Below are 11,417 nucleotides of genomic sequence, written 5' to 3'. Positions count from 1 at the left end.
GCATCTGAACGACAGGGAACTGCGGGCCTTACATCCGCTGCACTGACCCGCTGCACTGGCGGACCCGCCCCAATTCGGCAAGTCCTCCCCGACCGGGGCCACGCGGAGCCGGCTTTGCCGGTCCGCAGTGGCGCCCTTGAGGGAAGAAGCGCGTAGCGCTTCCGGGGTGGGCTCTATGCTCCGGTCCGCAGTGGCGCCCCCTTGAGGGGGGCCCGCCTAGGGGAGCGCGTAGCGCTCGGGGGTGGGCCTTCCCCCCTCTAGCGCAGCGAACGATAGGTGTCGCCGCGTTGCGGATGGGTCAGGATCACCTGCCAGAGCTGGCCTTCGCGCGAGCGGAAGAAGCCGGCGCAGCACATCAGGTAGTACTGCCACATGCGGTAGAAGCGCTTGCCGTAGCGTGCCTCCAGCTGCGGCCAGGCGCGCTGGAACCGGTCCCACCAGGCCATCAGCGTGCGATCGTAGTCGGCGCCGAAGTTGTGCCAGTCCTCGATGATGAAGCGGCCTTCGACGGCGGTGGATATTTCCACCGCCGAGGGCAGCTTGCCGTTGGGGAACACGTAGCGGTCGATCCAGGGATCGGTGCTCTGGCTGGTGGCGGCGATGCCGATGGTGTGCAGCAGGAAGATGCCTTCGGGGGCCATCAGCCGCTGCACGTTGGTGAAGTAGGTGTCGTAGTTCTTCGGACCCACGTGCTCGAACATGCCTACCGAGACGACCTTGTCGAAGCTGCCCTGCAGGTCGCGGTAGTCCTGCAGCAGCAGTTCCACCGGCAGGCCCTGCACGCGCTGCTGCGCCAGCGCCAGCTGTTCCTTGGATACGGTCACGCCGGTGACTTTCACGCCGTAGTTCTCGGCGGCGAACTTGGCCAGCCCGCCCCAGCCGCAGCCGATGTCCAGCAGCGTCTCGCCGGGCTTGAGACGCAGCTTGCGGCAGATCATGTCGAGCTTGGCGTACTGGGCTTCTTCCAGCGTCGCGGCGTTTTCCCAATAGGCGCAGGAATAGATCATGCGGCTGTCGAGCATGGCTTCGAACACGTCGTTGCCGGCGTCGTAGTGCTGCTCGCCGACTTCGAAGGCGCGACTCTTGGACTGCAGGTTGAACAGCTTGTGGCGCAGATGCTCGGCGATCAGCTTGACGCGCGCGATACCCATGGCGGCCGATCCCAGGTCGGCGCGCAGGAGGCGGGTGAACAGCTCGTCAAGCGCGTCGCAGTCCCACTCGCCGTCCATGTAGGACTCGCCCAGGCCCAGCGACCAACTGGTGAAGACGCGTTCGTACATGTGCTTGTCATGTACCTGGATGTCCCAGGGACGCGAGCCGTTGAGCTGCACGTCGGCGCGGGCCAGCAGGTCCTGCAGCACGCGGGGCGGTTCGGGAGGCGGGGAGGCATGCTGGGCGGCTCCCGGCGGGGAAGCATGACGATCGTGATCGACGGAGGAGGGACTGCTTTGCTCCATGTGGACTCCATATCAATTCGGGGATGACTGATCTGGCAAGGCGTGAAGCTGGCTACTTTGGCCCCAAAGCGCGCGCGCATCCAATGCAATGATTGAATGGCGGCGATAGGCTGAACCAATCTTAACCACTATATCCTGCAACACAAGCCTCACAGGAATCTGAAAGTCCCTGACGCCGCGTCGGGAAAAAGGGGCGGGCGGGCCGCGCGCGCCTGCGGCGCATCCGATAAGATACCGGCCATCTTCGCGATTTGGAGCGTCTCGATGCGGCAAGCCAGCCTGGAACCCCGCCTGGAATATGTCACCTGCGCCAGTCCGGCCGGCCTGCACCGCATGGCCTACTGGGAATGGGGCGATCCGGCCAACGACCAGGTATTGGTCTGCGTGCACGGCCTGACGCGCACCGGCCGCGATTTCGACGCGCTGGCGCGACGGCTGGCCGGGCGTTATCGCGTGGTCTGCCCCGACGTGGTCGGACGCGGCCGTTCCGACTGGCTGGCCAATCCCGCGTTCTACACCGTGCCGCAGTACGCGGCGGACATGGTCACGCTGATCGCGCGCCTGAAGCCGGCGCGGCTGGCGTGGGTCGGCACGTCGATGGGCGGCTTGATCGGCATGGCGCTGTCGGGCTCGGCGGCGTTTTCGCGGGCCGCGGCGGCCATGCGACCGCATCCGGGCATGCCGCCGGCGCAGGAAGGGCTGCATTTCGACCGCATGGTGCTGAACGACGTCGGCCCCCGGCTGGAGCTGAGTGCGTTGGCCCGCATCGGCCAGTACGTGGGCATGCCGCGCGAGTTCGATTCCTTCGAGCAGGCGGTCGCGGCGATGCGCGCCGATTCGCTGCCGTTCGGGCCGCACAGCGACGAGCAATGGGCGGAGCTGGCCCGCTACGTCTATCCCGAGCAGGACGGGCGCTGGGTCAAGCATTACGACCTGGCGCTGGCGCAGCCGCTGGCCGCGCAGACCCCGCAGGAACTGGCGGCGGGGGAGCAGCTGTTGTGGCAATGCTATGTGGGCACGGATTGCCCGGTGCTGATCGTGCGCGGCGAACAGTCCGATTTGCTGACAACCGTCACCGTGGACGAAATGCTTCAGCGCAATCCGCGGGCGCGCGCGGTCGTGATACCGGGCGTGGGCCATGCGCCCACGCTGATGTCGGACGCGCAGATAGAGCCTGTGGCCGCCTTCCTGCTGGACTGACGCTGCTGGCGGGGAAACGGGGACGCCGGCCGGCCCCGTGGGGCGGGCAGTGGCGCGGTCGCGGCGCTGTGCAGCAATTTCCCGCTTCTCTACAATAGGCCCATGACCTCGCCCATTCTGAACATCGACCTGCATTGCCATTCCACCGTTTCGGACGGCGCGCTCGCGCCGCGCGAGGTGGCGGCGCGGGCGCATGCCAACGGCGTGGATGTCTGGGCCCTGACCGATCACGACGAGATCGGCGGACTGGCCGAGGCCGCCGGGGCCGCCCGGGAACTGGGCATGCGCTTCGCCACCGGGGTCGAGATCTCTGTCACCTGGGCCGGCCTGACGGTGCATGTCGTGGGCCTGCGGTTCGACCCGTCCAACGTGGCGCTGGCCGAGGGTCTGCGCAAGACCCGCGCCGGCCGCGCCGAGCGCGCCAAGCGCATCGGCGAGCGGCTGGCTGGCATGGGCATGCCCGGCGCCTACGAGGGCGCGCTGCCCTTCGCCGGCAATCCCGAGCTGATCAGCCGCACCCACTTCGCCCGCTACCTGGTCGAGGCCGGCTATTGCCCGGATGTGCAGACCGTCTTCAACAAGTATCTGGGCGACGATTGCGCCGGCCACGTGCCGATGCAATGGGCCACGCTGGCCGAGGCCGTGGGCTGGATACGCGGCGCCGGCGGGCGCGCCGTCATCGCGCACCCGGGCCGCTACAAGTACACGCCGCTGCAGTTCGCCGCGCTGTTCGATGAGTTCATCGAGCTGGGCGGCGAGGGCATCGAAGTGAACACCGGCAGCCATACGGCCGACGAGGCCCGCAAGTACGCCGACGTGGCGCGTCGCTACGGCTTCCTGGCCTCGCGCGGCTCGGACTTCCACAGCCCCACGGAAAGCCGGATGGATCTCGGGCGCCTGCCCGCGCTGCCGCCGGACCTGAAGCCAGTCTGGCACGACTGGTTCTAGCGGACGCCCCGCGTCCGCTCCGCCACGCCATTGATCCTGATCGCGCCCACGCGGCGCCGCCGCCATGAACAAAGCCTTTGTCAAAGAATCCGACAACGATGACGACGATGACCTGCCACAGGCCCAGGCCCTGCCGGCGGGCACCAAGAATTACATGACGCCTGAAGGCTACGAGCGGCTGCGCGGCGAACTCGCGCACCTGATGAACGTGGAGCGGCCCTCGGTGGTGCAGGTGGTGTCCTGGGCGGCGTCCAATGGCGACCGTTCCGAGAACGGCGATTATCTCTACGGCAAGAAACGTCTGCGCGAGATCGACCGCCGCATGCGCTTCCTGACCAAGCGCCTGGACATCGCCGAAGTGGTCGATCCCGCCATCCAGCCCAACCGCGACCAGGTCTTTTTCGGCGCCACCGTGCTGTACTCGGACAAGGCCGGCGAGGACCACACCGTCACCATCGTCGGGGTGGATGAGGCCGAGCCGCTGGCCGGCAAGATCAGCTGGATCTCGCCCGTGGCGCGCGCGCTGATCAAGGCCAGGGAAGGCGACACCGTGGTGCTGCGCACGCCGGGCGGCATCGAGGAACTGGATATCCTGGAAGTACGGTATCCGCCGGGTTGATGCGGATCCTCGCCAGCAAGAGAGGCTGCAAGTCTGGCATCGCCGACCACTGCAAGAGCGCTGTGACCGGGGCCGCGCGGAGCCGGCTTTGCCGGTCCGCAGCGGCGCCCCCATGAGTGGGAGGCGCGTGAGCGCCTCGGGGGTGGCCGTCTACCTGAAATCGGCGAAGGCCTGCACGATTTCCGCCTGCGTGTTCATCACGAACGGGCCGTAACCCACCACAGGCTCGTCGATCGGCTCGCCCGACAGCACCAGGAAGACGGAGTCGTTGTTGGCTTCGACCGTAATATCCTCGCCGTCCCGCGAGAACAGCGTCAGCTGCGCATCGCGCGCCACCGACTCGCCGTTCACCAACAGCGTGCCGCGCAGCGCCACCAGCATGCTGTTGCGGCCCGATGCGATCGGAAAGCGCGCCGACTTGCCGGCCGCCAACCGCACGTCCCAGACATCCATCGGCGTATGGGTGCGCGCCGGCCCCGCGTGGCCCGCATAGCTGCCGGCGATCACGCGCAGCGTGCCGGCGCCGTCGGGCAGATCCACGGACGGGATGTCGGCGGCCTGGATGCCCTGGTAGCCGGCCGGCCCCATCTTGTCCTTGGCGGGCAGGTTGACCCACAGCTGCACCATTTCCAGCTCGCCGCCCTGGCGGGTGAACGCGTCGGAATGGAATTCCTCGTGCACGATGCCCGAGGCCGCCGTCATCCACTGCACGTCGCCGGGACCGATGACGCCGCCATTGCCGGCGGAGTCGCGGTGCGCGACCTCGCCGCTGTAGACGATGGTCACGGTCTCGAAGCCGCGATGCGGGTGCTGGCCCACGCCGCGCGGACGCCCGGCCGGCTCGAAATGCGCCGGGCCGGCGTAGTCCAGCAGCAGGAAGGGGCTGGTGTCCTTGTCCCTGTCGTTGTACGAGAACAGCGAGCGCACCGGAAAGCCGTCGCCCACCCAGTGGGGACGGGGGCTGGCGTGCAGGCCGAGGATCTTCTTCATGGCGTCAGTTCCTGTTGCGCGGCCCCTGCGGGGCCGTTCGTCATGAGTAAGAAGATAAGGGCGGCCCGGCCATAGCGGTAGTGCCGCCGCTGGCAAGCACCGTTCCATCCATCGGACGATCACGGGCCGGCATCGCGCATCGGGCTTGCGCCGTCCGGCAATCGACGTTCGCGAACGGCGCGCTATCCTTGCGGCATGAAAAAGACAGACAGCGCTCCTGCCGCCGGGCGGCCCGCCAGCCAGGCCGCGCGCCACGCGCGGGACGGGGCGGCGCCGGCGGACGCGCCGGTCCTGCAGGGCTTCGCCCCGGTGACGACGCCGCAGGCCCGGGTGCTGGTGCTGGGCTCCATGCCCGGCGCCATCTCGCTGCGCCAGGGCCGCTACTACGCGCATCCGCGCAACGCCTTCTGGCCGATCGCGGCCGAGATCCTCGGCTTCGATCCGGCGCTGGACTATGCCTTGCGGCTGGAGCGCTTGACGCAGGCCGGCGTGGCCTTGTGGGACGTGCTGCAAGGGTGCGAGCGCGAAGGCAGCCTGGACGCCGACATCCGCAACGCGGTGCCCAACGACTTCGCCGGCTTCCTGCGCGCGCATCCGCGGCTGCGCCGCGTTTGCCTGAACGGCGGCAAGGCCGCCAGCCTGTTCCGGCGCCAGGTGCTGCCGTCGCTGCCGGCCGCGCTGGCCGACCCGCTCGTCTGCCTGGACCTGCCGTCGACCAGCCCGGCGCATGCCGCCATCAGCTATGAACAGAAGCTGGCCGCCTGGCGGTCCGGCTTGAGCCTGCCCGCCGGGCAGGGCTGAGCGCCCACGCCCGTTGCCTTTCCGGCCGGCGGATGCCGCCGCCCGCCGCCGTCTGTCGCCTGTGGCCGTCAGACGTCATCCGTCGCCCGCCGCCGGGCATTCGCGCGCGTCCATGTGCGTCCAGGCGCGGCCGGACCGCGATTTTCCCACTATTCCGTCCCCTAATTGATCCAGGTCAACGCTCTATATAACTCCGGGTGATAAGTTAATTCCAACAACTAGCTGAAAGCACGGAGAAGCATATGCGTACCCCCCCAAGCCCCCCGGAAACCCCTCTCCCGGGCAAGCGAGGCTTCCTGAAGGGATTGCTCGGGCTGGGGGCCGCGGCCACCGTCATACCGATACACGCCGAGGCCATGCCCGGCATCAACGGCCAGCCGCCACGGCGGCCGGGCATGGCTGGCAAGCGCTACGGCATGCTGGTGGACATGCGCAAGTGCATCGGCTGCCAGTCCTGTACGGTCAGCTGTTCGCTGGAGAACCAGCCGCCAGTGGGGCAGTTCCGCACCACCGTGCTGCAGTACGAGGTCGTGCCCGACCAGGGCCAGGCCGCCATGGTCATGCTGCCGCGCCTGTGCAACCACTGCGACAACCCGCCCTGCGTGCCGGTCTGTCCGGTGCAGGCCACCTTCCAGCGCGAGGACGGCATCGTGCTGGTCGACAACGAGCGCTGCGTGGGTTGCGCCTACTGCGTGCAGGCCTGTCCGTATGACGCGCGCTTCATCAACCACGAGACCCAGACCGCCGACAAGTGCACGTTCTGCGAGCACCGGCTCGAGGTCGGCCTGCTGCCGGCCTGCGTGGAAAGCTGCGTGGGCGGCGCGCGCATCATCGGCGACCTGAACGATCCGGACAGCGCGATCTCGCGCCTGATGGCCGAGAACAAGGCCGACATCAAGGTGCTCAAGCCCGAGATGAAGACCGATCCGCACGTCTATTACATCGGATTGCCCGACGCGTTCGTGCATCAGGTGGACGGCCAGGGCGGCGTGCGGCTGGCCGGCGGACATTGAGACGGGAAGGGGATTTTCATGCAGATTTCTGAATTGCTCACGCCGGTCTACGACGCCGCCTGGCTGCCCTGGGCCGTGCAGTATTTCTTCCTGGTCGGCATCAGCGCCACGACGGCGTTGACGGCGGCCTTCTCGGCCTTCGGCAAGCCCGGCTCGCCGGCGCGGCGGCTGTTGCCGTCGGCGGTGGCGGTGCTGCTGGTCAGCGCCATCGCCGCGCCCATCTCGCTGCTGGCCGACCTGCACCAGCCGGGCCGCTTCTGGCATTTCTACGCGCATGCCACGCCCTGGTCGTGGATGTGGCTGGGCGCCTTGCTGCTGCCCTGCTTCGTGGGGCTGGCCGTGCTGTTCGGCGCGGCCTGGTGGTGGGGCCGCACGGGCCTGATGCGCCTGCTGGGCGTGGCGCTGGCCCTGTCGGCCGTGTCCATCCTGGTCTACACCGGCGCCGAGGTCATGGTGCTGCGCTCGCGGCCGCTGTGGCACACGGTGTTCCTGCCGGTGAACTTCGCGCTGACCGCCTGGCTGGGCGCGCTGGGCGCCATGTTCCTGGTGGCGCGCTGGCTGCCCGGCGGGCTCAAGGCGCTGCCGGTGGACATGCTGCGCCAGCTCAGCCTGAGCGCGGTGGTGCTGATGGCGCTGGGCGCGGGGGCCTGGGCCGTGCTGGGCCTGCTGGGCGTGGACCCGTCGTTCGAGGCCGCGCTGCGCCTGTTCCGCGAATTCCCGATCTGGCGCATCAGCCTGGCCGGCGCGGTCGCCACGGGCTTCTGCATCGTCGGCCTGCTGCAGAAGCCGGCCCGCGCGCTGGCCACGCCGCTGGCCTCGGGCGCGCTGGCGCTGACCATGCTGGCGGCGGCCTGGATCTTCCGCTGGGTGGTGTTCATGAGCGTGCAGGGCGTGCCCAAGTATGGCGCCGGCCTGTACCTGTACGACATGCCCTGGGGTAGCGACGGGCTGCTGGGCATGGCGGGCGTGCTGGGTCTGTGCGTGGCGCTGGTCGCGGCGGTGACTTACGCGCTGGACCTGTTCCCGGCCCGTGACCGCGGCGTGTCGGCCTGAGCCGGCGGCAGCAAGGATTGAGGAAAGAGTAGCTATGGACAAGCAACACGAAGACGACAAGACCGGCACGCCCGGCATGGCGCGGGACGCGCGGCAATCGGCGCAGGAATCAAGACAGGACGCGGCGCCGGAACAGCCGCGCGACGAAGCCCGGCGCAAGCTGATGCTGCGCGGCGGCGTGGTGGCGGGCGGCATGGCCGCGTTCGCCGCCGGCTACGGCGAGACCGTGGTCAAGGCCGTCAAGGGCCTGGCGCAAGGCACGGCCGGCGCGCCCACGGCGCATGCGGTGCGAGGCAATTCGTTGACGCCCGAGTTCCGCATCGACCCGGTCTCCGGCGTGCTGAGCGCCCAGCCGGGACAGACGGTCAGCCCGTCGAGCTGCCTGGGCTGCTGGACGCAGTGCGGCGTACGCCTGCGCGTGGACGTCAAGGAAAACCGCATCCTGCGCGTGGCCGGCAATCCGTATCATCCGCTGGCCACCACGCGCCCGGCCGCCATGGAGACGCCGGTGCGTGAAGTCTACGCGCAGCTGGGCGGCGACAACGGCCTGGAAGGCCGCGCCACGTCCTGTGCGCGCGGCTCGGCCATGCTGGAGCAGCTGCACAGCCCGTATCGCGTGCTGCAGCCGCTCAAGCGCGTCGGTCCGCGCGGCGCCGGCAAGTGGCAGACCATTTCCTTCGAACAGCTGGTGCAGGAAGTGTGCGAGGGCGGCGACCTGTTCGGCGAGGGCCATGTGGACGGCCTGCGCGCGATCTACGACCGCGAGACGCCGCTGGATCCGGCCAACCCGGAGTACGGCGCCAAGGTCAACCAGTTCCTGTTCACCGACGCGTCGAACGAGGGCCGCACGCCGCTGATCCAGCGCTTCGCGGGCCAGTCCTTCGGCACGGTCAATTTCGGCAACCACGGTTCATACTGCGGACAGAGCTTCCGCGTGGGCGCGGGCGCCGCGCTGGGCGACCTGAAAGGCATGCCGCACGGCAAGCCGGATTGGGACAACGCGCGCTTCGGCCTGTTCATCGGCGCGGCGCCGGCCCAGGCCGGCAACCCGTTCCAGCGCCAGGCGCGGCAGCTGGCCGAGGCGCGCACGCGGCCGCAGGAAGAGGGCTTCCAGTATGTGGTGGTGTCGCCCGTGCTGCCGGCCTCGTCCAGCCTGTCGGCCGGTTCGGGCAATGAATGGGTGCCGGTCAACCCGGCCAGCGACCTGGCGCTGGCGATGGGCCTGATCCGTTGGATCCTGGATAACGAGCGCCACGACGCGCGCGCGCTGGCCCAGCCCGGCCCGCAGGCCATGAAGGCGGCCGGCGAGGCGGCCTGGACCAACGCCACCCATCTGGTGGTGGCCGAACCCGGTCATCCGCGCATGGGCAGCTTCCTGCGCGGCGCCGACCTGGGCTGGGCCAAGCCGGCCGACGCCGACGAGAAATGGGAAGACGTGTACGTGGTGCGCCTGGCCGACGGCACGCTGGCGCCGCACACCGTCGCGGCCGAGGCGCAGCTGTACGTCGAGGACGCCGTGGCGACGCCCGGCCTGGACGGCGCGCCCGGCGCGCTGGCCGTGCGCAGCGCCCTGTGGCTGCTGCGCGAGGAAGCGCGCCGCAAGACGCTGGATGAGTACGCCGCGCTCTGCGGCGTGCCGGCGGACAAGATCGCCGAACTGGCCCGGCGCTTCACCAGCCACGGCAAGCGCGCCGTGGCCGATGCCCACGGCGGCACGATGAGCGGCGCGGGCTTCTACACCGCCTATGCCATCGCCATGCTGAACACGCTGGTCGGCAACCTGAACGTGGAGGGCGGGCTGGTGCTGGACGCCGGTCCGTTTCCGCCCTATGGCGCGGGCCCGCGCTACAACATCGCCGGCTTCGCCAACCGCGCCACGCCCAAGGGCGTGGGCCTGTCGCGCAATCGCTTTCCCTACGAGAAGTCGAGCGAATTCAAGCGCAAGAAGGCGGCGGGCCAGCCGGCCTATCCGGCCGCCGCGCCCTGGTATCCGGCCACCGGCGGACTCAGCTCGGAAATGCTGGCCTCGGCGCTGGCGGGCTACCCGTATCGCGCCAAGGTCTGGTTCAACCACATGAGCAATCCGGTCTACGGCATCGCGGGCTTTCGCCAGGCCCTGGCCGACAAGCTCAAGGATCCGCGCGCGCTGCCGCTGGCCGTCTCGATCAATCCGTTCATCAACGAGACCAGCGCGCTGGCCGACTACATCGTGCCGGACACCGTGACCTATGAAAGCTGGGGCATGTCCGCGCCCTGGGCGGACGTGATCGCCAAGGCCTCCACCGTGCGCTGGCCCGCCGTGCAGCCGCGCGTGGCACGCACCGCCACGGACGAGCCGGTGTGCCTGGAAACCTTCCTGATCGCCTGCGCCAAGCGCCTGGGCATGCCGGGCTTCGGCGCCGGCGCCATCACGGATAAGGACGGCGCCAAGTACGCGCTGGACACACCCGAGGACTTCTTCCTGCGCGGCATGGCCAACATCGCCTACGCCGCCGGCAAGCCCGTGCCAGAGGCCAGCGACGACGACATGGCGCTGACCGGCGTGGACCGCTACGCCGCGCTGCTGCAGGCCAAGCTCAAGCCGGGCGAGTGGCGCCAGGTGGCGATGCTGATGAGCCGGGGCGGGCGCTTCGACCGCATGCAGGACGCCTGGACCGAGGCCGGGCAGACGCGCCAGGCCTGGGCCAAGCCGCTGCAGGTCTGGAGCGAGGAGCTGGCGGGCTTTCGCCATGCCATGACCGGCGAGCGCTACAGCGGCTGCCCGACCTGGTATCCGGCGCGCCTGGCCGACGGCCGCGACGTGCGCGCCGAATATCCGCGCCAGGACTGGCCCTTCCTGCTCAGCTCCTTCAAGTCCAACCTGATGAGCTCGATCTCGATCGGCGTGGACCGGCTGCGCCAGGTGCACCCGCACAACCCCGTGTCGATCAACCGCCAGGATGGCGAGCGGCTGGGGCTGCGCAACGGTGACAAGGTCCGCATCGTCACGCCGGGCGGGTCGGTGATCGGGCTGGCGCTGCTGCGCGACGGCATCCAGCCGGGCGCGGTGGGCATCGAGCACGGCTACGGGCATACCGAGCTGGGCGCGCGCGCGCACGTGGTCGACGGCAAGGCCATGCCGCACAACCCGGCGCTGGCCGCCGGGGTGAACCTGAACGACCTGGGCTTCGGCGATCCCACGCGCGGGGCGCATGCCAACGTGTGGATCGACTGGGTGTCGGGCGCGGCGGTGCGGCAGGGTTTGCCGGCCAGGATCGAGCGCGTCTAGACGGATCCGTCGGTTCGTCCGTGAGGTGAGTACAGGCGCCGCCCGCGTGGGCGGCGCCTGTTTTCGTT

At 69.4% G+C, this 11,417-nt stretch carries 9 protein-coding genes; 7 read left to right on the top strand and 2 right to left on the bottom strand.

Translation table 11 applies throughout. From position 1 onward, the window contains the following. Positions 1–257: 257 nt before the first annotated feature. Positions 258–1,457 (bottom strand): cyclopropane fatty acyl phospholipid synthase, encoded by a 1,200-nt coding sequence (gene cfa, locus AC6LJ5_RS07805; RefSeq protein WP_103275014.1) that lies wholly within the window; start codon positions 1,455–1,457, stop codon positions 258–260. A gap of 264 nt (positions 1,458–1,721) precedes the next feature. Here cfa and AC6LJ5_RS07800 point away from each other — a divergent pair, with 264 nt between their 5' ends. The 3 genes from AC6LJ5_RS07800 (at position 1,722) to greB (ending at position 4,224) form a co-directional block, all read left to right on the top strand. Continuing rightward, the gene (locus AC6LJ5_RS07800) at positions 1,722–2,657 is read left to right on the top strand and encodes an alpha/beta fold hydrolase (protein WP_498140192.1); all 936 of its coding nucleotides are present in this window, start codon (positions 1,722–1,724) and stop codon (positions 2,655–2,657) included. A 102-nt stretch (positions 2,658–2,759) separates the two neighbouring features. Next, positions 2,760–3,605, top strand: coding sequence for a 3',5'-nucleoside bisphosphate phosphatase (locus AC6LJ5_RS07795; protein ID WP_103275012.1), 846 nt, complete (start codon positions 2,760–2,762; stop codon positions 3,603–3,605). Between the two features lie 64 nt (positions 3,606–3,669). Further along, positions 3,670–4,224: a transcription elongation factor GreB gene (greB, locus tag AC6LJ5_RS07790; RefSeq protein ID WP_103275011.1), complete on the top strand. Its 555-nt coding sequence runs from the start codon at positions 3,670–3,672 to the stop codon at positions 4,222–4,224. Positions 4,225–4,374: 150 nt separating this feature from the next. On the opposite strand, the gene AC6LJ5_RS07785 is transcribed toward greB, so the two are convergent. Continuing rightward, positions 4,375–5,214 (bottom strand): pirin family protein, encoded by an 840-nt coding sequence (locus tag AC6LJ5_RS07785; RefSeq protein ID WP_498140191.1) that lies wholly within the window; start codon positions 5,212–5,214, stop codon positions 4,375–4,377. Positions 5,215–5,409: 195 nt separating this feature from the next. Here AC6LJ5_RS07785 and AC6LJ5_RS07780 point away from each other — a divergent pair, with 195 nt between their 5' ends. From AC6LJ5_RS07780 to AC6LJ5_RS07765, 4 genes are all read left to right on the top strand, one after another. Then, positions 5,410–6,015, top strand: a complete 606-nt coding sequence (locus AC6LJ5_RS07780; RefSeq protein ID WP_103275009.1) for a DNA-deoxyinosine glycosylase — start codon at positions 5,410–5,412, stop codon at positions 6,013–6,015. A 242-nt stretch (positions 6,016–6,257) separates the two neighbouring features. Next, positions 6,258–7,028, top strand: a complete 771-nt coding sequence (gene dsrO, locus AC6LJ5_RS07775) for a sulfate reduction electron transfer complex DsrMKJOP subunit DsrO (RefSeq protein WP_392409431.1) — start codon at positions 6,258–6,260, stop codon at positions 7,026–7,028. 18 nt (positions 7,029–7,046) lie between these two features. Beyond that, positions 7,047–8,081 carry an NrfD/PsrC family molybdoenzyme membrane anchor subunit gene (gene nrfD / locus AC6LJ5_RS07770; protein WP_103275007.1) on the top strand — a complete coding sequence of 345 codons (1,035 nt, stop codon included), beginning with the start codon at positions 7,047–7,049 and terminating at the stop codon, positions 8,079–8,081. A gap of 76 nt (positions 8,082–8,157) precedes the next feature. Continuing rightward, positions 8,158–11,349, top strand: a complete 3,192-nt coding sequence (locus AC6LJ5_RS07765) for a tetrathionate reductase subunit A (protein ID WP_498140198.1) — start codon at positions 8,158–8,160, stop codon at positions 11,347–11,349. Positions 11,350–11,417: the final 68 nt, after the last annotated feature.

The sequence above is a fragment of the Achromobacter sp. 1011791174 genome, from assembly GCF_059760925.1.
Note: the sequence above shows the minus strand (reverse complement) of the source record. Positions and strands in the feature narration are given on the sequence as shown.

What these genes read in the sequence shown, in the direction of transcription:
- AC6LJ5_RS07795 (WP_103275012.1), top strand. Translation starts at nt 2,760, where the DNA reads ATGACCTCGCCCATTCTGAACATCGACCTGCATTGCCATTCCACCGTT.
- AC6LJ5_RS07780 (WP_103275009.1), top strand. Translation starts at nt 5,410, where the DNA reads ATGAAAAAGACAGACAGCGCTCCTGCCGCCGGGCGGCCCGCCAGCCAG.
- greB (WP_103275011.1), top strand. Translation starts at nt 3,670, where the DNA reads ATGAACAAAGCCTTTGTCAAAGAATCCGACAACGATGACGACGATGAC.
- AC6LJ5_RS07785 (WP_498140191.1), bottom strand. Translation starts at nt 5,214, where the DNA reads ATGAAGAAGATCCTCGGCCTGCACGCCAGCCCCCGTCCCCACTGGGTG.
- dsrO (WP_392409431.1), top strand. Translation starts at nt 6,258, where the DNA reads ATGCGTACCCCCCCAAGCCCCCCGGAAACCCCTCTCCCGGGCAAGCGA.
- nrfD (WP_103275007.1), top strand. Translation starts at nt 7,047, where the DNA reads ATGCAGATTTCTGAATTGCTCACGCCGGTCTACGACGCCGCCTGGCTG.
- cfa (WP_103275014.1), bottom strand. Translation starts at nt 1,457, where the DNA reads ATGGAGCAAAGCAGTCCCTCCTCCGTCGATCACGATCGTCATGCTTCC.
- AC6LJ5_RS07800 (WP_498140192.1), top strand. Translation starts at nt 1,722, where the DNA reads ATGCGGCAAGCCAGCCTGGAACCCCGCCTGGAATATGTCACCTGCGCC.
- AC6LJ5_RS07765 (WP_498140198.1), top strand. Translation starts at nt 8,158, where the DNA reads ATGGCGCGGGACGCGCGGCAATCGGCGCAGGAATCAAGACAGGACGCG.